Origin of the sequence: Dyadobacter sp. CY323 (assembly GCF_021390245.1) — a bacterium.
GTDB lineage: Bacteria > Bacteroidota > Bacteroidia > Cytophagales > Spirosomataceae > Dyadobacter.
On the sequence record NZ_JAJUXH010000027.1, the window covers coordinates 1 to 25,094 of the forward strand.

Consider the following 25,094-nt stretch of genomic DNA (forward strand, 5'->3'; position numbering starts at 1 on the left):
TCGCTGAAAATCCGATATTGACGGATCTTCAGTTTTGTACTTTTTTTCGAATTTAATTTTAAATCGCCCATGATAGTTTGCTCTCTGAAGGCAACCTATTTCAGGCAATGACAAAAAGCCAATCGCTAACAGCCAACAGCTAAACACCAAAAACCATGAAACTCAATTGGGGAACCGGAATTACCACATTATACCTCGGCTTTGTAGCCATGATACTCCTGCTCGTTACGATGAGTATTGGTCAGAAAATTGATCTGGTGACGGAGCATTATTATGAGGAAGAACTTGCCTATCAAAGCAAGATCGACAAAAAACACCGCTCCGCTGCGTTGGAGATGCCGCTCGTGTGGCAGGTACAGGATCAGAGTATCACGCTTTTTTATCCGGATAATATGGATGAAAAGGCGCTTTCTGGGCAGGTGAAATTGTACTGTCCGTCCAATGACAAAAACGACCGGACTTTTACCGTTTTATCCAAAAACCATACGCAAGTGATCCCCACCTCCGGGCTTCCTGCCGGGAATTACCATCTGCAGATCGACTGGAAACACAAGGATCAGACTTACTATAATGAAGATGTAATCGTGATCAGCCACATTAACCCGTAATACAATGACCACCGCCCTACCTTATCTTGCCCTCACAATGGGACTGCTCAGCAGTTTCCATTGCATCGGCATGTGCGGCCCGATTGCCTTGGCTTTACCCGTGCAGCGCGGCAGCCGCTGGCATCAATTTGCCGGACTACTTACTTATAATGCAGGCCGGGCGGTTTCATACGCTGGTCTGGGGGCCATAGTCGGCATTTTTGGAAGCAGTATTGCATTGCTGGGTTATCTCAAATACGTCTCGGTTTTGGCAGGCATTCTGATGCTTGGCTTCGTTCTTTGGCCAGCTGCATTTACTCCCTATTTACACCCACCCAAATTTTTTCAACGAGCTGTTGGCCAGATCAAACGAAACATGTCGGCTTTATTACAAAGCCGCAAAATGCACGGTTGGTTTTTCCTTGGAATGCTGAATGGATTGCTGCCTTGCGGACTGGTATACCTGGCGCTCACAAGCTCCATTGCTACCGGAAGTATCTCTGGCAGTGCTTTTTACATGTTTATTTTTGGCGCGGGCACATTACCTGCTATGATGGCGGTCGGTTTTTTCAAAAACTGGATCACGCCCGCCATCCGGACGAAACTCCATCAGATTACACCGGTATTCATTGCATGCGCGGGAATATGGCTGCTTTACCGGAGTACATTAGTACAATATCCCAAAACCCCGGCGCAGGAGATTACCATTTGCCATGGGAAATGAGATTTTCTCCGATCTAAACCCGCCGCCGGAGATCCATAAATGTTAGTTTTATACCTGACAAAAGTCATGTTTTTCGCTACGGCATAACCCTAGTTTTGATTCCTAGTAACATTCAAAACAACGATTACCATGGACAAGGACCTGCTGTTCAAATACAATACCCCCGGACCACGCTATACAAGTTACCCAACCGTTCCATATTGGCAAAAAACGCCGCCCACGCAGGAAAAATGGCAGGAATTAGTCATGGATACTTTCACTGCTTCCAATGAAAAAGAAGGCATCAGCCTGTACATTCACCTCCCTTTTTGCGAAAGTCTTTGCACGTATTGCGGCTGCAACACCCGGATTACCGTTAACCATGCCGTTGAAACACGCTACGTCAAAGCGGTGCTGAGAGAATGGGACATGTATGTTTCGATGTTTGGCGAAACGAAGCCCGTAATTCGTGAAATACATTTAGGCGGCGGCACGCCTACCTTTTTTAGCCCGGAAAATCTGGAAAAACTGATTTTGGGTTTGTTAAAAGATTCATTAGTTGATCCAAATGCCCGGTTTGGTTTTGAGGCACATCCCGGGAATACAACTGAGGAGCATTTACAAACGCTTTTCGACCTGGGTTTCAGACGGATCAGCATTGGTGTGCAGGATTTCAATCCCATTGTGCTGGCGATCATCAATCGTAAACAAACTTATGAGCAGGTGAAAGACCTGACTTTGAGAGCGCGGGAGATCGGCTATACCTCCGTCAATTTCGATGTGATATATGGTTTGCCTTATCAAAAGGCATGCTACATGATGGAAACCATGCACCGGGTCGTGCAGCTGAAACCCGACCGCATTGCTTTTTACAGTTACGCGCACGTCCCCTGGATCAAACCCGGCCAAAGGAATTTTACTGAACAAGACCTGCCTGATCCGGATAAAAAAATGGCCATCTACGAGACCGGACGAAATGTGCTTGAACTTGCGGGTTACCAGGATATTGGAATGGACCATTTTGCACTGAAAACAGATGAACTATATAGAGCGCAGCAGGAAATGCGTCTTCACCGGAACTTCATGGGTTATACCGATACGCACACGAAACTGCTGATCGGACTGGGTGCTTCGGCGATCAGTGACAGCTGGTCGGGGTATGTGCAGAATGAGAAAAAAGTGGAGGATTACTATGCCCGGATCGAGGCTGGTGAACTTCCAATCGCCCGCGGACATGAACTGACTCGTGAAGACCTTATCATCCGCCAGCATATTCTGAGGCTTATGACACAGTTTGAAACATCGTGGCCAAAAGCCGGCGAAGTATGCATGGATCTGTTCAAATCCATTGAGCGGCTTTCTGAAATGGAATTTGATGAATTAATTGAATTTCAACCTTTTAGTATCCGTGTTACCGAGAAAGGCAGGCCGTTTGTCCGGAATATATGCATGGCATTCGACGCACGTTTGTGGGAAAAACAGCCCGAGGCACAGTTGTTCAGTCAGACGATCTGACGCGTCTTATTTTGTCCATTTCACCGATGTAATGTACCTTGTCTATGTTTGATAGTGATATTTTAATACATACCAAGGTGATGACACGGCATATTGAAATGCTCGATGCCCTCTTTAAACACGCAACAGAAGGGATTGTTGTCGTCAATAAAGCGGGGACCATCGTGATGCTAAATCCCAAAGCAAAAGAACTTTTTGGTTACTCAGACGTAGATCTGATCGGCAGAAAAATTGAAACACTGATCCCTCAGCGTTTTACCAAAAACCATGTCCAGTATCGCGACAATTACCTGGAAGCACCACGCGCGCGCGGCATGGGGCATTTGATGGACCTTTTTGCGAGAAAATACGATGGCAGCGAATTCCCGGTCGAAGTAAGTCTGAGCCCATTCAAAACCAGCGACGGCGAGTTTGTCGTGAGTTTTGTAATTGACATTACCGAGCGAAAAAAGCAGGATACCCGAATCCGGGAGGCTAATCTTGAGATACAAAAACTGAATGCAGAGCTGGAAGAACGGGTGGAGCAACGTACCCGCGAACTCGCCGAAGCCGTAAAAAAAGTAGAAGAATCGCAGGAAGAAGTGATCCGTGCGCTCAAAAAAGAGAAAGAGCTCAATAACATGAAAAGCCAGTTCGTAACGATTGCCTCGCATGAATTCCGGACACCGCTGGCTACGATCCTATCCTCCGCCTCGCTGATCGGCAGGTACGTAACCACGGAAGATGAGGAAAAAAGGCATAAACATGTGCATCGCATTAAATCGGCGGTGAACAACCTTACCGAGATCCTGAATGATTTTCTATCCATCGGGAAACTCGAAGAAGGCCGTATCCACAGCGTGCCGGTACAAGTAGACCTGCCTGCTTTTTGTAAAAATCTCATTGACGAAATCCAGGGACTTTGCAAGGAAGGCCAGAAGATACATTTCGTTTACTCGGGAGCGACAGAAGTGTGGCTGGATAAACAATTGCTTAAAAACATCCTGTTTAACCTGCTTTCTAACGGCATTAAATATTCAGACAACGGAAAGCAAATCTTTTTGACGATAAATGCGGACCCTGAAACGGTGCATCTGGAAGTGCGTGATCAGGGAATCGGGATACCGGCTGCGGATCAGGTGAACGTGTTCGACCGGTTCTTCCGCGCACATAATGCAGGCAACACCCAGGGAACCGGACTAGGTCTGAATATCGTCAATAACTATGTCGACATTATGGGCGGATCGGTTTCGTTTATAAGCGAGGTGGGCAAGGGTTCTACATTTTTTGTCGAGCTGCCCAATGTATTGCCATAGTGCGGAGTCGTTCGACATCGTTCGGAGTTGTTCGGATTAGTCAAGAATATGAATGAAGGAAATTTGAACCACACCGAACCACTTCCAACAAACTTTACAATAAATGGAACCTAAAAAGATACTCCTGATCGAAGATAACCCTGAAATGAGGGAAAATACGGCCGAAATCCTGGAACTGGCGAACTATAAAGTCATGACCGCGCAAAATGGCAAAGAAGGCGTGCACCTCACCAGCGAGTTCAATCCTGACCTCATCATTTGCGACATCATGATGCCCGAGCTGGATGGTTACAGTGTGTTGCATTTGCTGGGCAAGGATGAGCATACCGCCAACATTCCCTTCGTTTTTCTGACCGCCAAAGCAGAAAAAGAAGATTACCGGAAAGGAATGACCATGGGTGCTGACGATTACCTCACCAAACCGTACGATGACGTAGAGCTTCTGAATATCGTGGAAATGCGGCTCAAAAAGAGTGAAAGGCTGAAACGCCAGTTTGACCGCTCCGCAAAAGGCCTCGACCAGTTCATTGAGGAAGCAAAATCATTTGACCTGATCGCCAAACTGGCCGAAGACAAGAAGGTGAAAACTTTGAAGAAAAAGGAAACCATCTATACGGAAGGAAGCTATCCGTCTAATGTATTTTTTTTACAAAAAGGCAAGGTAAAAGCTTACAAATCAAATACAAGCGGAAAAGAATACATTACTGACCTGTATAAGGAAGGAGACTTTTTCGGATATCTCGATCTTCTTCAGGGAGAACCGTATCAGGAAACGGCGATCGCGCTGGAAGGGGCGGAAGTATCCATGATCCCGAAAGATGATTTTTTCAATTTATTGCAGGGAAACCGCGAAGTGTCTTCTAAATTTATCCGGATGCTTTCCAATGAGATCAAAGACCGGGAGGAACGTTTGCTGCATTTGGCTTACAATTCTGTGCGAAAAAGGGTTGCTCAGGCTTTGGTAACGCTGGTTCAACGTTATCAGGAAGATAAAGCAAAACCATTTTCCATGTCGATCACGCGGGAAGACATCGCTTCTATGGTGGGTACCGCCACCGAAACAGTGATCCGGACACTTTCAGACTTCAAGGACGAAAAACTCATCGATATGAAAGGCAGCCTGATCACTGTTTTTGAATATGAGAAACTGGTCAGAATGCGAAACTGACCAGGCTGTTTTCAATGGTTTCCAGTTGCATTACCAACTCCTTATGACCGTTTCCAGTTTCATGCATTAGTCTGGGAGCCAGTTCTTTATAGTACTGAATGCCGGCCATCAGCTGATCTCTGAACTTTACCAGGTACTTATCCTTTTTCTCACTCGCATTTTCCTTCATTGCTTTTCGGTAATGTTCCAGGTACAGGTTCAGTTCGTTGATGAACATATTCGGTCTTGCAACGCCCGCCAGCAGGTTCACCCTGCCATAAATGTGGTCTACCATCTCGCCAAGCGAATATACTTTCGAGAACCAGGCCAGGTTCGGGCCGGGACAAATGGAAACCGCTTGATTTTCATTAGGCCTCAGTAGTTTATGTTTGATCAATGTGGCTGTACTTAATCCTTCGCACAGACACAATTTTTCCGTCACCGCATTCACCTGCCGCTCGCATTCGTCCGGAGTAAGCTCCATCGACCTGATCTGCTTGATTTTCAGGTTCTGATATTGACGGGAAGCGGTACAAATGGGTTCGGCTGTAAATTCCGTATTCGATACCAGGTACTTTTTCTTGCATGGACTACCCGGCCGACCTTTTGCGATCCGTTCAAGCCGCTGCTTTTCAGCGGTACTTCTTCGGAAATTATTGAACAAAACCCCCAATGGCGATGAGTTGCTGACATAATAATCGCTGCTGTCGGCTTCTGTCAGATCTTTCAAAGTCTGGTCGTCGACATTTGTCACCTCGGGTACAAGCAGGAACGGACTCCCCCACCCGGTCGCGTCCACATGGTAATAATCGATCAGAAATTGATGTTCTTCCGTAGTCCCGATGCCACCTTGCACCGTAATTGCAAGTGCCGGCATTTTGGAAATGTGAATGGATTTTGCATTCAATGCCGTTTGGTATAACCCAAACAATTCTTCCAGCATTTCCTGCTTTTTAGTTTTAAATTCCTCCAAAATCGGACCCAGCAGATAGCCATCCGTCGCAAAGGCATGCCCGCCGCAGTTCAGCCCCGACTCGATCCTGAATTCGGAGACCCATATTCCCTTTTTCGCCAGGTATTTAGCCTGAATAAATGCGGAACGAAAATCACTCACTTTCAGGATAATCTTCTTTTTCAGCCTCTCATTTTCGTCCGGGTAAAAATCTTTGAAGTGATCAAGATAATTGTAAAGCCTCGGGTTCATTCCGGCGGAGAGCACCAGCGAGGAATTTAAAGTACTGTTGGCAAATCCGCGCAAAGCAGCCGAGGCATCGGAAAATTCATCTCCCAGATCTTGACCGTACACATCTTTATTCAACTTATCCACCTTCGACATGATGTTCACGTCGATCGCGCCTTTTCGCATTCTCCACCGCAGATCTTCCTCCATAAGTACCTTTTCCTCAGGAGATTCTGCCGTCAGCATCCGGAAATATTTCTTTTTCAGTTGTGACGTTTCGGGCAAAAGCTGAAAATACCTGGTCAGATCGGAACCTTCGGAGAATGGAAGTTTTTTCAAATGCTCGAAATTTCTGTTTACAATCCGGTCCATCAGGTCCAGATAGGCCGTGATGCGCCTGCTCCTGAAATCCGGTTCGCGGTTGCTGATCGGGACATAGGTTTCGCCGTATTCCAGCGTATGATGCATTCTCATTTTCTCAATCATCTCATCGTCAACAATGGACGCAACGGATGATATGCCAAAATGGGAAACTTTGATAGGGGTATCCACGGAATAGCCCAGACCTAAGACAGGGATATGGAAAGTATGAAGCATGCCTGAATTTTTGAATGATAGATAATTCAAAGCTAACGGCCGGAAGAAGAGAAAAAATTGACCTTGGTTAAGTCATAATATGACAAATATCATATTGATCGGGTTTTGATAAATATACCGAAAAACAACTGCTCAAACGGCATGGATTTTTTGTTATATCAATAAGCAAATCAGAACAATATGAAAATAAAAGGAAGGAGCGTGATTACATATAGTGTTTACGCTCCCACGAACGTGATCACCATGCTGCGTCCACGGCGTCAGGAAGGGCAGGCGATCATTCAGGAAGGTTTCCAGATCGAGCCGTCGGTCCCCTTTTCTGAATATACCGACATTTACGGCAATCCATGCCAGCGGGCCGTTTTACCCCCCGGCACCGTGACCATTACCACCGAAGTGCAGGTGCAGGTGAATGCCACCAAGCCGATCCCGAATCCGGCTCCCGAGTTTGTCCTGATCGGGGACCTGCCCGATGAAGTCATGCATTATGTATTGCCCAGCCGCTATTGCCAGTCGGACCTGCCGGAGATCGGCAAACTGGCGATGGAGATTGCAGGCAATTTCAAGCCCGGCTACGATCAGGTGGAAGAAATCCGGAAATGGATCCATCAAAATGTGAAGTACCAGTACGGCACTACGGATTCCTTTACAACGGCCCTGGACATTGCCAGAAACCGCATTGGAGTATGCCGCGATTTTACGCATCTCGCGATTGCACTTTGTCGCAACCTGAGCATTCCTACCCGCATGACGGTGGGATATCTGGATAAACTTCAGGAAATGGACCTTCATGCCTGGTTTGAGGTATACATTGGCGGAGAATGGTACACGTTTGATGCCGTCCAAGAACAAACCGAAGGATACCGGATCGAAATTGCGCATGGACGCGATGCCGCCGACGTGGCCATGGTCACACAATTCGGAAATGCGACTCTCGACTCGCTGCATGTAGAAGTACAGCTGCTTGAGCAGGAGCAGGCATAACCATCGTATCCATATTAATAACGAACATGTCCGTCCGTGTGGCGGACATGTTCGTTTAACGGCAATTCGTTACTTTTGCAGCTTGTAACCGATCACTCCCACGTTTTGGTCATTTCTCCCTCATTACCTAAAGACGCTTTCTTCACACCTTTTGAAGACTCAATCGCCGACATTACATTACCCGGGAAATTCACTTTTCAAACCGGTTCTCAGCCACATCCCGCCAGTTTAAAAGCCGCTGAACTGCTGCAGTCTCACCTCGAAACACAGCAGGAGTGGCGGCATAACTTTGGACTGTCGGGTGAAAAGGGAAATGTGATTGGTAAAATGTTCGGGGTACTCGTGGTGAGGAGTAAGGAAAATGAGGTTGGCTATCTCGCTGCGTTTTCGGGAAAGCTGGCGGGAGGAAATCATCACGCAGGATTTGTGCCACCGATCTTCGACGGACTAGTAAACGGCGGTTTCCTGAATGCAGGAATGACGGAGCTTTCCCGGATCAATGAACAAATCCAGGCACTCGGCGACGAAAAAGTCGAAGGGTTTGAATCTCAGGTGAAGGATTTGAAACTCATGCGTCAAAAGCATTCCTTGTCGCTGCAAAATGAAATTTTCGATCAATATCATTTCCTGAACCAGGCTGGCGAGCGACGCAGTTTACGTAAGATTTTTGCAGATGCTTCTTACAAAAACCCGCCCGCAGGTGCCGGTGAATGCGCTGCGCCAAAATTACTTCAATATGCATTCAACCAGGGAATGCAGCCGCTGGCCATCGCGGAATTCTGGTGGGGCCAGTCGCCTAAGTCTGATTTTTGGAAACATGGCCAGTTCTACCCAGCCTGCCGCGAAAAGTGCGGCCCTATCCTCGGTCACATGATGGCCGGAATGGATATCTAAAACCGCATCCGGGTTGGCGACAAGCTCGCCTGATCATTTATGGACACTTTACCTGATTTTACAACATCGGCAGAAGTTGCCTTTCTTACGGTTGTAATTTTTTCACGTTTTAGGTTGACTTTTTTCATACGATGTTTCAGGTTAGTGTGTGTATCGCAAGAAAATTATATTTTCTGATTTTCTTCAATTCTCTCCCTCTCACTCCCTCAGCATCTTCCGTAAATACCTTGCCGCTTTGCTCAGGGAGCCAATTTTATCGGACAAGCTTTCGATTAATGTGCTGTCGGCTTGCTCGATGTTGTTCATGTTGATGCCCGACTCGAGTTGTTTTGGGTAGATCAGAATGAGGCTTTGATCCTGGAAGTAGTTGGAAAGGTAAGAAGGTAGTTTTTCCAGTTGTGAAAGGTAAGAAGCGGAGCCTTTTCTTGCGGAAACAATAACAAAAAGATCGTCTATTTCCAGTTCGCGGGAAAAGATCAGGAAGTCGTCCCAATTCTTGAAAACACTGAATTCTGCTTCTACGGTCGTCGCTTTCCGGGATAATATGCTTTTTATTTCCTTGATCGTTTGCACAGAACCGTAAAAATGAATGGGCATGGTATTCATCTTTGCGAGCGAAACCACCTTGCCGAGCCAATGCATAAAACCCGGCTCATCGCTCGCAGCCGGTGGTATAGCGACTACAATACGTGTGAGGGTATTAAATGGCTGGGCCGGTTTGTAAATGTAAATCGTTTCAAAAACCCTCCTTACAATGTTTTCGACTTTTGGCCCAAGGAATGTTTTGTGATCGGTTTTTTGGTGCAACCCAATTACCACGTCAGTAATGTGCTGTTCCTTAATGGAATAGGTAATACCATTACTGATGTTGGCGTCGTAACGGGTGAGCGGGAGCAATGCATTTTCGGAAGAACTGGCATGAGCTACTGCCTTGTTGAGGATCCTTTTACCGTGTGAAGCCGAGTCGTGTTTCTGGTCTTCGTCGGTCACAATATGCAATCCGAACAATGGAATTGCCCTTCGTTTTCCTTTCAGCATAATTCCGAAATCGACCAGATCGGCGATCATATCCGGGTAAGACAATGAAACCAGTATTTTCTCATCGCCGACCGCATCCGCTTCTTCCGGAGTTTCTTCTTCCTGCAGCAATGCGAGTTGTTTCGAGGCTCTTTCCACGACAAATGAACTCACGCCGCAACTTACAAGGATGAGCAAAATGGTACCGTTCAGCACGTCTTCGTCCAAAAGCCGGATTGGTTCTCCGAGCGATGTTTCACCGACGATGATGTTGTACCCGACCAGGATGATCGCCAAGGTAGCCGCCGCGTGGGAAGAACTTAATCCGAAAATCATCAGCCCCTCATCGGCCGATAACCGGAACACCTTCTGCGTGATCCAGGCAGCCAGGTACTTGCTGGCCAGGGCAATAATCAGGATCACTCCCGCCACTTTCAAGGCACCCCATCCATTTACCAACACACTGACATCCACCAGCATACCGACGCTGATCAGGAAAAACGGAATGAACAATGCGTTACCGACAAAATCGATCCGGTTCATCAAAGGCGATGAATGGGGGACAAAGCGATTTAATACTAATCCTGAAAAAAAAGCCCCGATAATCGCTTCGACACCAGCGAGTTCTGCCAGAAAGGAGGCCAGGAAAACCATCGCCAGCACAAAAATGTATTGCGAAATACTATCGTCGAAACGCTTGAAGAACCAGCGGCAAATGATCGGAAAAATAAAGAGAACGACCGCGACAAAAACAATGAAAGAGAACCCAAGCTGAAACCAGAATGCCGGCGAAACATCTCCTTTCGACATTCCGGCCACACCTGCGAGAATAAGAAGTGCCAGGATATCGGTGATCATCGTGCCGCCGACCGTCATATTGATCGCCCGGTTACGGGTAACGCCATATTTGCTTGCAATGGGATAGGATACCAGGGTGTGCGTGGAAAACATACTCGCCAGCAGCAGGGAAGACAAAAAACCATAACCCAGAATGTAGTAACTGGCCAGCGTGCCGGTGACCAGCGGCAGCAAAAAAGTCGTTAACCCGAAGACAATGATCTTATTACGGTTCTTTTTGAATTCCGCCAGATCGATTTCCAATCCCGCCAGGAACATAATATAAAGCAATCCCACCGTACCAAACAGCACAATACTGCTATCCCTGCTGAGCAGGTTCAGCCCGTATGGCCCCACGATCATCCCCGAAATAATGAGCCCGATAATGTGCGGTACTTTAATCCGGTTAAACAAAATCGGTGCAAACAGGATAATAAAAAGCACCACCGAAAATATGATTACGGGATTCTTGAGAGGTATTGAGAGGTCCAGCAGTAGCAACGAAATCATACGCACGAGTTTAGCATTATTTCTGCCGTTCGGCAGTCAGGGTGTAGCGAATCTTGCAATCGGTGCGCTCCACTTCCCGCAACCCTTCCATCCTTCCTTCTTTCAGTTCCAGCATTACACGCATGACCGATTCGGAGCCAGGCTGGCCATTTACGGCTTCAAGACGGTTTTGTGAAAAAGAACCATTATAAATCCTTGAGAGTTCTTTCCCCGTAAATGCACTTACGACCAATCCCTTGTTACTGTAAGCAATTTCCCAGGTTTCCGTTTTAGAATCCCCGATCGCCGAGCCACTGCAATTTGTCTCGGTGCACCGCATTTTGACAATCCATTTACCCGTGGCAGGTTGTGCCTGCAGCGAGTCGTTCACCGCCGTAGAGTCTTGCTGTTGCTTCTTCTTCTTCTCCTGCAATTCCTTTTCCAGCAACGTCAGACGTTGTTCCCACTGCATTAAGGTTTGCTCCTTTTCAGCAACTCGCTGCTCTCTTTTTGTCAGCTGCGCTTCTTTTTCCTTGTATCCGCAACCCTGCGAGATCGCTGCGAAAACCAAAAAAAGCAATGTCCATTTCTTCATCTGTGTCGGTTTTAGAAAACCTAAGGTTGGTAAATAAAAGGAGGTATTCAAGCCGTTTTTCGATATTCTGAAAATCCAGCTTTTTAGTCGATTTCCGTGTAGCCGTCATCTCCGAGGATATCATGTCCGTCGGAATTCCTGAATTCGCGGATGACTGCATCCCGTTCCGCACGGTTTTTGGGGTCTACACTAATGATGATCCCTCCTTCTTTTATCCCGGTTTCGTAAGTCCCGCAATGTTCTTCCGGAATTTTGGTCGAAATAATGCTGCTGATGTTTTTTTCAACCGGCGTTGCAGGAACCTGGCCGAGCAGCCTTTTTGAAATGGAGATTCCCAGTTCCGGAAATGAGATCATCGAGGTAAAGGAAATAATGGCCTCCGCGATCAGGTGTTTCGCGTCTGTTTTCGATTGGTTTTCAGCGGTATCATCGGTTGTGCCGGAATCATCAACAGCGCCTTCCCCGGGCGGGTTGGCATGTTTATTTAAAGTCTCGTCCGACATCAGCAATGAAATGTCATCCTCGGTGTGGCCAAGTTTAAGGAGTCCCCGGTATGCGTTTTCAGCATCTTTTTTGGTAAAAAAAACAGCCGAAACCGTTCCGGGTGAGTCGTAAGAGTAACCGGTTGTCGCCATAACAGATGAATTTTGAATGTCAGTAAATGTTGCTGATTTACTCAAAATATAATGCCAATGGGTATTAGAAAACCCTTAGAGTTGTCTGCTAAGCCATTTTCAAATTGATTCCCACATCGATATAATCTATTTTTGGCTAGTCTAAAATTCGTTTCATGGAGCTCTATTACTCTTTCTCTGCCCTCATTGTCCTCTCTGCTATATTTTCTTATATCAATTCCAGATTTTTAAAATTGCCACCGTCCATCGGCGTGATGGTCATAGCATTGCTTGTTTCCCTGGGGCTGATTGCGACCGATACCATTTTCCCAAAAACGTTCTTCCGCATCACTTCCCTCATCGCCAGTGTGGACCTCACGGAAATTTTAATGGGCGCGATGCTGAACTTCCTGCTGTTTGCTGGTGCCATTCACATTCACCTTGAAGACCTGCGTGAACAGCGGCTGCCCATAGTCATTTTTTCGACTGTAAGTGTGCTCATGTCCACGTTTGTGATCGGATTCCTGATTTATTACCTCCTGCCTTTTACCGGCATTCAAATCCCTATGATTCAATGTCTTGTATTCGGGGCACTGATCTCCCCCACCGATCCGATCGCCGTTTTAGGCATTCTGAAACAGGCGGGAGTTCCCAAGTCCATTGAAACCAAAGTCGCCGGCGAGTCGCTTTTCAATGATGGTATGGCGGTAGTGATTTTCATTCTGATGCTTGCCCTGGCCCGAGGGGAAGAAGTGAACACCACATTCAGCGGCATTACGATGCTTTTTGTGAAAGAAGCATTGGGCGGAATTACTTTGGGGCTGCTGCTGGGGTTTGTGGGTTCAAAAATGATCTACAAAGTGGACGGTTATAACGTGCACGTTTTGATCACGCTCGCCATTGTAATGGGCGGACACCTCGCTGCTCAGGCGCTGCATATGTCGGGCCCGCTGGCGATGGTTGCTGCGGGACTTGTAGTAGGTAATTATGGAAAAAACCCGGGTGCTGTCTCGGACATGGAACGTGACTACATCGACAAGTTCTGGGAGCTGGTTGATGAGATCCTGAATGCGATCCTGTTCCTGATCATCGGGTTTGAACTTTTGCTGATCCCCGACCTGAAACAATACATCTGGGCGGGTATGATTGCAATCGTAGTGGTGTTGCTGGCCCGTTTCATCTCCATTTACATTCCTGTAAAACTGATCCCTTTCCGGAACCGGTTTGGCAAAAAGTCGATCGCTATCCTGGTTTGGGGAGGATTACGCGGCGGCGTTTCCATTGCGCTCGCATTGTCCATCGACCCGGATTTAAATAAAGATATCTTCCTCGCAATCACCTACTTCGTCGTTCTCTTCTCCATTATCGTGCAGGGGCTCACCGTCGGGAAGCTTACCAAACGGTTTGAGGAAGAAGAATTGGTTTAAGCAATCGGCTAATGAAACTTCTCCGGGTCACGCACCTGCTTTCAGGCACGCGATCCGGAGAAGTTTTAAATGGAAAAGATCAAAAGGGAATAGGAATAGTAGGTAAGTTTCATTTTCAAACCGACATTAATAACCGGGATTCTGTCGCATGGCAGGATTGGTATTTGTTTCGAACTCCAATGGAGAAATGGGCATCGCGTAATGTTCGTCCCTCCACACAATATTTCTCCCCGCAGCAACGGTTTTGAAAAATGCCGATTCCTGGGCACCGAGTTTCAGGCGTCGTACATCTTCCCACCATCTTGTCTCACCAAAAAACTCAGCCCATCTTTCATATAGCAATGGATTGTTGGACAAATGATCGCCGGCGGGTGCTTTGGTTTTATCGGTCAAACTTTTATAATCCACTGCCGAAGGTGCATTCGGAGCAAATCCGTACGCGCGTCTTTTTACTTTGTTAATGTATTCCAAAGCCAGCGTCGGGTTACTCGATTTGATCACCTCGGCATACATCAGGTAAATGTCCGGCAGACGGATGAAGTAGAAGTTCGCGCCCGCTACATTCTTGGTTTCTTCCAGCTTGCCATCCAAATACTGGTTTTTCCGGAGTGGCCAGCCATAAAAGTCGTCCTTTTTCAGGCCGGTCGCTGCATCCAGATTATACCATTTACCAAACTCGGCCTGGGCCACTTTATAGAATTTACCCGCCACTTTTACCGAATCAAAAAACGGCTGCAATGCGCTCACATACAGTCTGGGATCGGGTCCGTCGGCCTGAGTACCTACCAGCTTGCGACGGTTGTTTTGCTGGGTAACATAAGCCGGTTTCAATCGCCATTTCCCATCCACCTGTTCCATTTCCTGGAATGGCGTTTTGTCTGCATACCCAAACCGTTTCAGGTTTTGATCATGCATATACTGGTTGCTGTAACCCATTGCTTTCCGCTCATCATCGGCCGGATCAATGTAAAACGGCGTGTAGAGCAGAGATACCGTGGAGCCGGTGTTTTGCGCACGCGATCCGTTTGCATTCGCGGCTTCGGGCTGGGCTTTATTTCCTACTTCGTAAAAAGATTCGGAATTGTACTCGTACTGCGTGTTGCCATTAAACATGTTTTTATAATGCTCAAAACTCACCAGCGTTTTGCCGCTATTGTTGATGCAGTCTTCCAGATAGATCTTCGCACTATCCGGTTTGTCAGCAAACAAATAAGCTTTTGCAAGTGCCGCTTTCGCCGACCATTTGGTAGCCCGGTGATTATCCTTTTGCGTTTCCAGCAATACGGATGCTTTTTTAAAATCCTCAATAATAGCCTGATACGTATCTTTTGTTGACGCGCGCGGAACAGACATCGACGCCAGTCCCTCGGGAACTTTCCGGATCACGGGTACGCCCATTCCATTTAAATCGGGCTGGCCGTACAGACTTTGCAAATGCCAGAGATAAAAGCCGCGCATGAAAAGTGCTTCACCTTCCTTGGTATCAATGGCCGCTTTTTCGGATTCAGGTGCGGTAGCCCGGTAGGTTGCGATGGCTTCCAGGGTACTGTTTGCGTAATAAACGCCTTTTTGCACATCACGCCATTCCTGCGAAATTTTACTGTCTCCGAGCTGCGCTTTTCCGGCACATATTCCGATCCAGGATTCGTCACCCCGCCATTGAAGGTCAATGGTATGGTCGAGGCAATACATGGAGTAACCGTGCCAGAAATGCCCCAAGAAGCCCCATTCGTGTTGCACACCGTAGATCGAAACCAACATCAGATCCAGGTCTGACAGCTTTTTTGGAAAGTCGGCAGGTGAAATGGAGCTATTGTCGTTCACCTCTAAAAACGAGTCGCTGCAACCGGAATTGACACCTGAAACCACTGCGAAAAGCAGGATATATATTAATTTTTTCATCATCGAAATCTTTTTGTGAAACTTCATTTTCTTAATTGATCCACTTTTAAAAACTCAGATCAAGTCCGACTGAATAAAGCTTCGTTTGAGGATACGTATCAATTCCATATAAACCGTGACTTTTCACATCGTTGGAAAACTCGGGATCCAATCCGGTGAACTTGGTGAAAGTGAGCAGGTTCTGGCCGGTCACATAAATCCGCAGCTTCTGAAGTTTGAGTTTGTTCACCAGGTTTTCAGGCAATGTATAACCCAGCGAAAGGTTTTTGACTTTGAGGTAAGAACCGTTTTCGACAAAATAAGACGAGTACCAAGCATAATTTTTGCTCGGATCGATGATAAATTTGTTCGGATTGGATGGATCGATCACACCTAATCTAGGCTGATCGGTAATCCCATTGCCCAGAAAGTTGGACGCCCCGAAAATCGCGCTGGTAGACTGATAATCCTGCTGGAACGATTGTTCAAATATCTTGGAACCGTTGATCACATCGCGGCCGGTAATGCCGAAGAACTGCACCATGAAATCGATGCCTTTCCACGCCAGGTCGATGTTGAAACCGTACTGGAACTTCGGCCAGGGGTTCCCGATGAACGTTCTGTCGAGGTCAGAGATCTTTCCGTCTCCATTTAAATCTCTGTATCTGAAATCGCCCGGACCCGTATACTGGTGATTGTAGTAAGCAACCGCGCCCGGCTTGATCGTTCCCGCCGCAAGTGCCTTTTCCGTAGCCACTGCATTCAGCCTGTCCACTTCCCCCTGATCCTGGATCAGACCTTCGGAAATCAGACCATATATCTGGCCAACAGGCTGTCCATTAACAGTTTTAAAGGGTGAGTTGCCGCTCATGAACGAAAGGCTACCACTGTAAATGTAGGCCGTGGGGAGCCCGAGATCGACCACTTTATTATGATTTTGAGAGATATTTCCCGAAATGTTGTAGCTCAGGTCGCCCCGGCGGTCGCGGTATGAAACCGTCAGCTCCCAGCCTTTATTCGAGATTTTCCCAATGTTCACCGGCATGGTACTGTTGGCGGAATTGAAAGGTGCAATGCCGGAAGAAAGCGGAATGGGCAGGTTGTACAACATATCTTTCGTCTGGCGGTCGTAATATTCTGCCGAAAGCGAAAGTTTATCACTGAACATATTGATGTCCAGACCTGCATTAATGGTATTGATCTCTTCCCATTTGATATCCTTGTTCACCACCTTGATCGAATTGAAACCTCCCACGATATTGGACTCATCAAAACTATGTTGTTCAACTTGCTGATAGGAAGGCTGGTAGGCGTAATTGCTGATCGCCGCATCGTTTCCGAGAATCCCCCAGCTCAATCTTGGTTTCAGTAAGGTGATAACTTCCCGGCCTATATTCTGAAAAAAAGCTTCTTCATTCACTTTCCAGCCTACACCCACCGAAGGAAAAACTCCCCAGCGACTGGAAGGCCCGAACTTGGTGGAACCGTCGCGACGCACGTTGGCAGTTAAAATGTATTTGTTGTCAAAAGTATAGTTCAGCCGCCCGAATTGGGACAAGAACCGTCCATAACCCAGCGAGCCGCTCGCCGTTTTGTTCGGGTTGGTAGAAAGATCAAACGATTCGGCAACCTGTACCGGGAAGGCGGTCGCATTGGCACTCAGACTGGAACTGAACGACTTTTTGATCTCATAACCCGCCATGAGTTTGAAATCGTGTTTGCCATTGAAAACCTTCGCATACGTGAGCTGCGTGGTGAGCTGGTAACTCTCCCCGTAACCCGATGATTTCGAGTAGGATTCGTTCTGGGCGGTGCGTAACAACAGGTTTTTTTCGGTAAAACTGTCGTTAAAGCTGCCATTGAATCCTCCGCCTGCCGTAGTCCTGAAATTCAACCCGTTCAGGATCGCCCAGTCGGCATATACAACCCCGTCGAGCAGCAATGCGCCGTTTTTCTGATGCATATAAGCCAGCGATGCCACGTCGTTACCACCTGAAAATTCAACTTCCGTGGGCACTTTTGCGAATGACCCGTCCGCATTTTTGACCGCCATATAAGGCAACGTCCGCCAGGGAATGCCCCGCGTTGCAGGATTCTGCGACGTTTTGGCCATGTAAATCAAATGGCCGAACGTGAACTTCTTGCTCAGCTGATAATCGTTGTTGATCCGCAGCGAGTAACGTTCCCAATAGTTGTTTTTCTGGATACCATCTTCGCGCTCATAACCCGCGGAAACGTAATATTTCGCTTTTGCCGTTCCCCCATTCATCGACAACATATAAGTCTGCTCGCGGCCGCTTTGAAACAGCTCGTCGAACCAGTTGGTATTGGGAAGATCGGGATTATTCCATAAGCCGTAATCTTGTTTAATGCCACGCCGCGCGCGGATATAGTCCTCAGTACCAAGCATATCGTACGACTTGGTAATGTTCCGCACGCCAACATTCGTGGAAAAATTGAAGTTATTCTTTTGATTAAATGAGCCTTTTTTTGTCGTGATCAAAACGACCCCGCCGGCAGCCTGCGCACCATAAATCGCAGCTGCGCTCGCATCCTTAATGATCTCGATCGATTCAACATCTTTGGGATTGAAGTTGCTGTTGTTACCGCGGACGATGCCGTCGATCACAAAAAGCGGGTTCAACCCATTGATAGAACCTACCCCGCGGATGATGATCTGCGAATTGGCACCCGGTCTGCCATTTTCCTTGCTGATCATAACCCCGGCTGCCCTACCCTGCAAAGCCTCCGTCAGCGATCGTACCGGCAGGTTTTTGATGTCGTCGGCTTTTATAGATGTGACCGATCCCGTCAGGTCTGAACGTTTTTGCGTACCATAACCTACCACCACCACTTCTCCCAGCGCCTGCACATCGGTTTCCATCGTGACATTAATGAGGGAGCGGCCATTCACCGGAATTTCCTGGGTTACATACCCAATGAAAGAAAACACGAGGACCGCATCTTTGTCCGGCGCATTCACCGAATACTCCCCGTTTCCATTGGTACTCGACCCCGTGGTAGTGCCTCTCACCACCACGTTGACACCCGGTACCGCTTCTCCATTCGAGCCCGTCACTTTTCCATCCACCTTATGGATCAGCTTTTCGAAGTTGGGCAATGCCGCGGGCATTTCACCCATTGCGGACGAGTCCGACTTGATTTTGAGCCGGTTATATAACAGGATCTGTCGGCCCGTGAGTTGGTAATTGATGCTGGTATTCTTAAAAATTTCGTCCAGCGCTTTATTAATCGTCGCATTCACGACGTTGACACTCACGATCTTGCGGACATCTACTTGCAGATCGTTGTAGAAAAACCGGAACTGTGTTTGCTTTTCAACCTCTTTCAGCGCCTCTTTTAAGGGAGTCGCATTTTTCACGATTGATATTTTAGCAGGCTCCTTCACCGGCGCCCCTGCGGGCGCCCCTGCTTGAGTCTGAAAAAGAGTGGTCAGAGTCAGGATGAACAACGTCATCATAGCGTTTTTGGGAATTTTCTTCAGGTAGTTTATTCTCGCGAATAAGGCATACCAATGAGTCTCCATTCCGTAAGGAAGTCGAGATTTTTTCATAGATTTAAAGGTTTTTTTGAGAAAAGAAACACAATGCTGCCACCCTTCGAAAGTGACAGTTTTCATACGCCGGTTGTGTTGGTAGCACTTCCGGCGTTCTTTTTTAGCAGTTTTTTTACATAGGCATCCTGGCTTTTATTGACACAATTTTCCGGTTATATAAATGTCGTTACCCACGATCCTGAACTCGATCCCGTGCGAAACCTTGATCAGCTGCAACGTTTCCACAAGTCCCTCCTGTTCCAGGTCGGCGGTCAGTCTGCAGTTCAGGTTTTCCTTGTTTTCAATGTGGATCTTCACATCGTGACGTTGTTCGAGTGCGGCAAACACCGTGGTAAATGGCGTTTCGTCGAAAATGAGGCTCGGCGGCAGTTTGATCTCGGCATCTTTCACTAATACTTCCGCGACATCCACGGTTTTCAGGATATCCAGAGCTTTCGATTGCTTGTTATAAACGGCGCGTTCATTCGGGTTCAGGATGATCTCCGAGGTTTCCGTTGCATTATCTTTTTCAATCTTCACTTTTCCTCTCAGCAAAGTGGTCTCGATCGTACCCTGATCCTTGTAAGATTTTACATTGAATGCAGTTCCCAAAACCCGGATCGTGAGATCCGAAGTATGTACCAGAAACGGTCTTTCGGCTTGGTGGGCTACATCAAAAAACGCTTCTCCTTCCAGGAAAACGTCCCGGTTTTCACCGTCGAAAACTTTGGGGTAGCGAAGGCTGGACCCGGCTTTTACCCAGATCACCGTCCCGTCAGGCAATTTTACTTTGGACAGGTTGTTCGTTGTAGAAATCGTGCGAAAAGCGGATACGCGTTCCTCCGGCTGCAATTTGCGGTAACCAATGGTGAAGAGAATGCCGATGACCAGCACCGCGGCAGCCCTGTAAGGCCAGACGAACGAGCGGGCGCGGATACTTTTTTCGGATTCAAACGGCAATACTGGATTAATGTGAACTTGTTCTTCGATCCCGTTCCAGATCTGCAACTTCAAGGTTTTCAGCAACTCGGGGTGTTTTGCCAGGTCTTCCTCCAATGCGCTTTCGCCCGGCGAAAATGAATGGTACCAGGAATCCAGCTCGGAAAGTTCGGACGCGGATATGGTACCGTTCTCATACTTTTCCAGCAAGTGGGCTAAATGCATTTGTTTCACTATAAGAAGATTTTATATAATGAAGACAATCCGCAAAATGCATTGTACTATAAGAAGAAAAAATTTATTTTAAATAATTAACAACCTGCACATAACCAATGATTTACCCATCAAGCACGGAACCGGGTGATACGCTGGCGAATGCGTTTTAGCGAGGTACTGATCTGGTTCCGAACGGTTTGATGAGAAATAGACAACATGTCGGCGATTTGTGCGCCGGTTAATCCCTCGTCTTTACTTAGAATAAAAATCCTGCGCATTTGCTCCGGCATCCGGCTGACCTCGTCTTTGATGACGTCTTCCAGCTCGCTCATTTCAAGTCCCGGGTCGGTTTCCTGATAACGGTTATCGACTTCTTCCAGATATCGCTGCCGGTGCCTCTCGTCGGTGAGCCGGTGCTGGATGGTGTTCAGTATTTTGTTTTTGAGGGAAATAAAAAGGTAAGCTTTCACCGAGTCCGGAACAGTCAGTGTGCTGCGTTTCGACCAGATGTTTAAGAACACATCCTGGACGCAATCTTTCGCCTCGTCCTCATTCGCCAGTCTCGACTTCGCGGCAGCATACAATTTCAGCCAATACCGCTCGAAAAGTGCTTTGAAAGCCGACAAATCGTCGTCCCGGCAAAGCTTTTCAAACAATTCGATGTCGCTTACCTCTTTCAATTCAGTATGGCTATTGTATCCCTGCAAGAACAGGTAGAATCTAAAAGTAGGATAAACTCCTCTATTTTCATCCACTACATCACCTTAATGCCGTTTTCTTTGAACTTGCGATAGAGCGTTTCCAGTACGTAGCTTTTAAATGCGGCTTCTGAATACACACTTTTGACCCATACCAGTATTTTCAACTCGACAAAATCTGCACCGATATTATTGAAAAGGACTTGTTTTGGCGCGTTTTTCACAATTTCCTCACCTTTGTCTATCGTTTCAGTTACCAGTTTTTTTACCAGGTCAAGATCCGATTCTACATGAACCTTGAACAGGATCTCACTTTTAAGCTGCGAATTTTTCTGGGTGTAATTTACCAGCCTGCCCGATAGAAGGTCGCCATTTGGAATGATCACCCGCGAGCCTTGGGAAGTGAGCATCTTGCTGGACCGGATGCCGATGTCGAGCACTTTTCCTTTTTTATCTGCCAGCTCAATGTAATCCCCGATTTTGAATGGTTTTTCGAAGATCAGGATGATCCCGGACACGAAATTGTTGATGATGTTTTGTAAACCAAGTCCGATACCCACGCCCAGCGCTCCTAACAAAACCGTTATTTTATCCAGCGGAACACCCGAAGCAGTAACGGCAAATAGAAAGCCGAGTACGATAATAACCAGCCGGATCAACGCCAGTTTTGAGTTTTTCTCAACCGTAGTAGCCCCGAAACTACTGTCGGATTCTCCAAAAAGAAGGCCGATATTTTTTTGTAGCAGATTAGCCAGGTAAACGATGACGGCAAAGAACAGGATGTTGCCGAGTGAGAATGTGATGCTGCCGAAAGTCCGTGGTTTTATGAGCAGCTGCTGCAGCAGGTCCACGATCGGGTCGATGATATTCAGGTTAATGGCAAAAACCATGATCCAAAGCAGCACGGAAATAAACGACAGGATTTTCCGGAATTTCGCCCGGCTGTGTGCCACATTGATCCGCGCAAAAAGCCCGCCGGAACACGAGCTCACCTTCATTTGCAGCTCGATCGCCTCCGCCACAATTTCCACGAAAACCGCCAGGCTAAGTACCTGAACAAGTCCGCTGATGGCCGTCAAATGGAAGGATTTTGCCAGACTTATTCTTCCAAAGACATTCAAAAGAATCGCGGAAATGTTTAAGATGACATAAATGATGACTACCGGTTTTATGAACTTCTTGTGAAAGCTTGCCTCCCTCAGTTTCCGGTACAGCCAGATCCCGAAATAAATCGATACGCCGTTTAATGCAATCAGAAGTGAGCGCAGCAGGAAGGATTCGTTAACAAACGCATTGGTAAAAATCACCAGCGCATACAGTCCCATGATCGTATACCACACGCGCATTTGCTCTTTCAACAGCCTTCGTTGCAGGAAAATACTGAGCGTGACCAGCAGAAAAAACTGGTTAAGTTCGATGTAAATGGAAGGTGAATTAGGCTCGAAAAGCGGGGTAATGTTAAAAAGGACCACGAGTGTCGATAAGATCGGGACTTTGGCGATGTAGCTGAATTTCATCTCGCCGATCTCCGCAGCAAGTTTCGGGCGGCCAGCCATCCGGAAATTGATGTAGACCCACCAGAAGAAACCGGCGCAAACGAGCAACAGAAAGAGACGGTTGTCCCAGGTTGAATTCAGAAAATAGCGCAGTATTTTATCCTGACCTAAATACGAAGTCCGGATCAGTTCGCCAATGTTATCCGCATTGTTTGCCTTCGGTGCATTCCACAGAAATTTGTATTCCTTGCTCAAAACACTCTTCCCGGACTCCCTAAGGTAATCGTCCACAATGCTTTGCAGGTCAACCGTTTGAAAATATACCGCAGAAACATCGGCCAGCAACTTGCTCACGGTGTCCAGATTTGCCACCGTAACTTTGCCGGTATTCTGCAGCCGGACTCTCAGATCCGATATCTGGTCCGCGTACAGTTTCCGCTGCGTACTGTCATTGTGATCGGTAAGCAGCAACGAATCACGACTAAATTGTATGACCTGCTCGGACATCCGCTGCAGCTCAGCATTGTATTTGGAAAGCGATTTCCGCCATGCACCGGTTTGCAGCTGCGCGTCGGTAAGCATCAAGCGGTAGTTGAGAAGATTTTTATTGTCGGGAATGATCCGGTTTACCTGCATGGCCGAATCGATCTGCGCCACATTTGCCCGGATCTTGGTCAATTCGGCGCGGATTTTTTCCCCGTCATACCCTTTTTTATTGGCGGCATTCATCTCATTGATGCCCGCCTGGTATTTTTCCAGCCGAAACAACAGGGTGTCGGGAATGATGGTACTGGAATCGACGGGAGCATTTTGCTTCTGTGCTGATAAAAACCCAGAGGAGATCGTAAAAAGCAAGCACAAAATGGTACAAAATCGCTTGTTCAGTCCGATCTCCTTTAATTCAGCAAATTTCTTCATACGCGTATTTTAAACTAACGGTTGAAGCAAATAGCATGCCGATGGGCCCGTATCGTTATTCCGCCATTCTCTTTTCCCAATATTTGAGGTAATCTTCGTTGGAGGTTTCCGGATCCAGTCCCCGCTTTTCCATATCCGTTTTAAACTTCGTTTTCATTAGTTCCTGCGCATAGCTCACTTCCTCGGCATCCTCCGGATAGGTACCCTTATCGGCCTGGGCAAGCCATTGGTCCATTTGCCCGCGCAGCTCTTTCAGTTTGGCATTATACACCTGGTCACCAGCCAGGTTGTGCATTTCAAACGGGTCTTTTTTCAAATCATATAGTTCTTCGGCCGGGCGTGTATCCGCCATGAACCTGGCCTGGTCTGCATTCAGTTCGCCCTTACTTTTGAGTACCTGCATCAATGTGAGAACCGGATATTCCAGCTTTTTGTAGGCATTAAATTGCGTATAAGGTCTGTCTGGAAAAAAATTGCGGATGTATTTAAAATCTTTTGTCCGGACTGCCCGAATCCGGTCCAATGTTTCGTCGCACCTGTCGCGGGCGGCGAACGCATAGGTGCGCGGTTTGGACGTTTTGTCCAGAAAATCGATTCCCTGCATGGTTTTTGGGACAGTAATGCCCGCTGCTTGCAACGACGCCGCAGGAAGATCGATGTTATTGATCACCCGGTCGCTTTTTGTACCCGGCTTCAAATGCCCCGGCCAGCGGATAATGAGCGGCGCATTGATGCCGCCATCATATAAAAACTGTTTCCCCCTGACATGCGGCTGGCCGTGATCTCCGAAAAAGAAAACGATCGTGTTTTCCGCCAGTCCGTCTTGTTTCAGCCGGTCGAGGATTTCGCCTACCTGCTGATCCAGCAGCTGCATGGTTTCCAGGTAGAGCGCCCAATCCTTGCGGGCGACCGGATGATTTGGATAATACGGCGGAACGACGATCTTGTCCGGATCAACCGGATGTGACGGGTCACGTTTGAACGGACGGTGCGTGTAAGTAAGATGTACCTGGGCAAAAAACGGCTGATCCTTCGCCCGGCCGCGCCAGTCGAAACCATCGTGCATTTGCTTTGGCTCATGAACAAAATTGTAACCGGTGTAATGCGGGCCTGTCATCTTTGTACCGCCTGTATTTGCCACATAGTATCCTGCTTTTCTAAAATAGTCGGTCACCGGAGCAATCCCGGCCGGTAATTCGGTTTTGTTTTTGGGGAACTGATTCTGGCAATTGATACTCACCGAATACATTCCGGTAATGAACGACGACCGGCTGGGGGAACAAACGGCACCGGCGGTAATGAAGTTTTTATACAAAACACCTTCCGACGCAAGCTGGTCGAGCCGGGGCGTATGCACGAGCTTATTTCCGTAGCAATTCAGGTCGGGGCTAATGTCGTTGGCGACGATCCACAGGATATTGGGACGTTTTTCAGAAGCTTTTTGTCCATAAACGGGACTTGTAATGATGCCGATCAGAATAAAAAAGGCAATTGCATTTGATTTCATGG

At 47.4% G+C, this 25,094-nt stretch carries 19 protein-coding genes; 8 read left to right on the top strand and 11 right to left on the bottom strand.

Annotated elements, in window-relative coordinates; all coding sequences use genetic code 11:
• The first annotated feature begins 155 nt into the window (after positions 1-155).
• The 5 genes from LZG72_RS26075 (at position 156) to LZG72_RS26095 (ending at position 5,268) form a co-directional block, all read left to right on the top strand.
• A complete protein-coding gene (locus LZG72_RS26075; RefSeq protein WP_233878085.1) occupies positions 156-608 on the top strand; it encodes a FixH family protein in 453 nt (150 codons plus the stop codon).
• A gap of 4 nt (positions 609-612) precedes the next feature.
• Complete coding sequence (locus LZG72_RS26080; RefSeq protein ID WP_233878086.1) at positions 613-1,311, top strand: sulfite exporter TauE/SafE family protein; 699 nt, start codon at positions 613-615, stop codon at positions 1,309-1,311.
• Positions 1,312-1,440: 129 nt separating this feature from the next.
• Positions 1,441-2,805: an oxygen-independent coproporphyrinogen III oxidase gene (gene hemN, locus LZG72_RS26085; protein ID WP_233878087.1), complete on the top strand. Its 1,365-nt coding sequence runs from the start codon at positions 1,441-1,443 to the stop codon at positions 2,803-2,805.
• An 80-nt stretch (positions 2,806-2,885) separates the two neighbouring features.
• Positions 2,886-4,100: a PAS domain-containing sensor histidine kinase gene (locus LZG72_RS26090; RefSeq protein ID WP_233878088.1), complete on the top strand. Its 1,215-nt coding sequence runs from the start codon at positions 2,886-2,888 to the stop codon at positions 4,098-4,100.
• Between the two features lie 103 nt (positions 4,101-4,203).
• Positions 4,204-5,268, top strand: a complete 1,065-nt coding sequence (locus LZG72_RS26095; RefSeq protein WP_233878089.1) for a response regulator — start codon at positions 4,204-4,206, stop codon at positions 5,266-5,268.
• Here LZG72_RS26095 and LZG72_RS26100 read toward each other — a convergent pair.
• Complete coding sequence (locus LZG72_RS26100; RefSeq protein WP_233878090.1) at positions 5,252-7,024, bottom strand: hypothetical protein; 1,773 nt, start codon at positions 7,022-7,024, stop codon at positions 5,252-5,254. The genes LZG72_RS26095 and LZG72_RS26100 overlap by 17 nt on opposite strands.
• A 180-nt stretch (positions 7,025-7,204) precedes the next feature.
• Between LZG72_RS26100 and LZG72_RS26105 the strand changes: the two genes are divergently transcribed.
• Together LZG72_RS26105 and LZG72_RS26110 are read left to right on the top strand one after the other, a co-directional pair.
• The gene (locus tag LZG72_RS26105; protein WP_233878091.1) at positions 7,205-8,008 is read left to right on the top strand and encodes a transglutaminase family protein; all 804 of its coding nucleotides are present in this window, start codon (positions 7,205-7,207) and stop codon (positions 8,006-8,008) included.
• Positions 8,009-8,044: 36 nt separating this feature from the next.
• Entirely contained in the window at positions 8,045-8,902 is an 858-nt protein-coding gene (locus LZG72_RS26110; RefSeq protein ID WP_233878092.1) for a pseudouridylate synthase, read from the top strand.
• On the opposite strand, the gene LZG72_RS29225 is transcribed toward LZG72_RS26110, so the two are convergent.
• The 4 genes from LZG72_RS29225 to LZG72_RS26125 form a co-directional block, all read right to left on the bottom strand.
• A complete protein-coding gene (locus LZG72_RS29225) occupies positions 8,899-9,030 on the bottom strand; it encodes a hypothetical protein (RefSeq protein ID WP_255701117.1) in 132 nt (43 codons plus the stop codon). The two genes, LZG72_RS26110 and LZG72_RS29225, sit on opposite strands and share 4 nt — an antisense overlap.
• Before the next feature lie 70 nt (positions 9,031-9,100).
• Positions 9,101-11,266: a cation:proton antiporter gene (locus LZG72_RS26115; protein ID WP_233878093.1), complete on the bottom strand. Its 2,166-nt coding sequence runs from the start codon at positions 11,264-11,266 to the stop codon at positions 9,101-9,103.
• 16 nt (positions 11,267-11,282) lie between these two features.
• A complete protein-coding gene (locus LZG72_RS26120; RefSeq protein WP_233878094.1) occupies positions 11,283-11,840 on the bottom strand; it encodes a hypothetical protein in 558 nt (185 codons plus the stop codon).
• 83 nt (positions 11,841-11,923) lie between these two features.
• Positions 11,924-12,475, bottom strand: coding sequence for a hypothetical protein (locus LZG72_RS26125; RefSeq protein WP_233878095.1), 552 nt, complete (start codon positions 12,473-12,475; stop codon positions 11,924-11,926).
• Between the two features lie 155 nt (positions 12,476-12,630).
• Between LZG72_RS26125 and LZG72_RS26130 the strand changes: the two genes are divergently transcribed.
• Positions 12,631-13,881 carry a sodium:proton antiporter gene (locus LZG72_RS26130; RefSeq protein ID WP_233878096.1) on the top strand — a complete coding sequence of 417 codons (1,251 nt, stop codon included), beginning with the start codon at positions 12,631-12,633 and terminating at the stop codon, positions 13,879-13,881.
• A gap of 126 nt (positions 13,882-14,007) precedes the next feature.
• On the opposite strand, the gene LZG72_RS26135 is transcribed toward LZG72_RS26130, so the two are convergent.
• The 6 genes from LZG72_RS26135 to LZG72_RS26160 form a co-directional block, all read right to left on the bottom strand.
• The gene (locus LZG72_RS26135) at positions 14,008-15,783 is read right to left on the bottom strand and encodes a RagB/SusD family nutrient uptake outer membrane protein (RefSeq protein WP_233878097.1); all 1,776 of its coding nucleotides are present in this window, start codon (positions 15,781-15,783) and stop codon (positions 14,008-14,010) included.
• A gap of 46 nt (positions 15,784-15,829) precedes the next feature.
• On the bottom strand, positions 15,830-19,336 hold the full coding sequence (locus tag LZG72_RS26140) for a TonB-dependent receptor (protein WP_233878098.1): 3,507 nt from the start codon (positions 19,334-19,336) through the stop codon (positions 15,830-15,832).
• Between the two features lie 135 nt (positions 19,337-19,471).
• Positions 19,472-20,482 (bottom strand): FecR family protein, encoded by a 1,011-nt coding sequence (locus tag LZG72_RS26145; protein WP_233878099.1) that lies wholly within the window; start codon positions 20,480-20,482, stop codon positions 19,472-19,474.
• Positions 20,483-20,601: 119 nt separating this feature from the next.
• Positions 20,602-21,228, bottom strand: coding sequence for an RNA polymerase sigma-70 factor (locus LZG72_RS26150; protein WP_233878100.1), 627 nt, complete (start codon positions 21,226-21,228; stop codon positions 20,602-20,604).
• A complete protein-coding gene (locus LZG72_RS26155) occupies positions 21,228-23,585 on the bottom strand; it encodes a mechanosensitive ion channel family protein (protein ID WP_233878101.1) in 2,358 nt (785 codons plus the stop codon). The genes LZG72_RS26150 and LZG72_RS26155 overlap by 1 nt, the downstream gene beginning before the upstream one ends.
• A 55-nt stretch (positions 23,586-23,640) precedes the next feature.
• Positions 23,641-25,092 (bottom strand): sulfatase, encoded by a 1,452-nt coding sequence (locus LZG72_RS26160; protein ID WP_233878102.1) that lies wholly within the window; start codon positions 25,090-25,092, stop codon positions 23,641-23,643.
• Between the last annotated feature and the right edge of the window lie 2 nt (positions 25,093-25,094).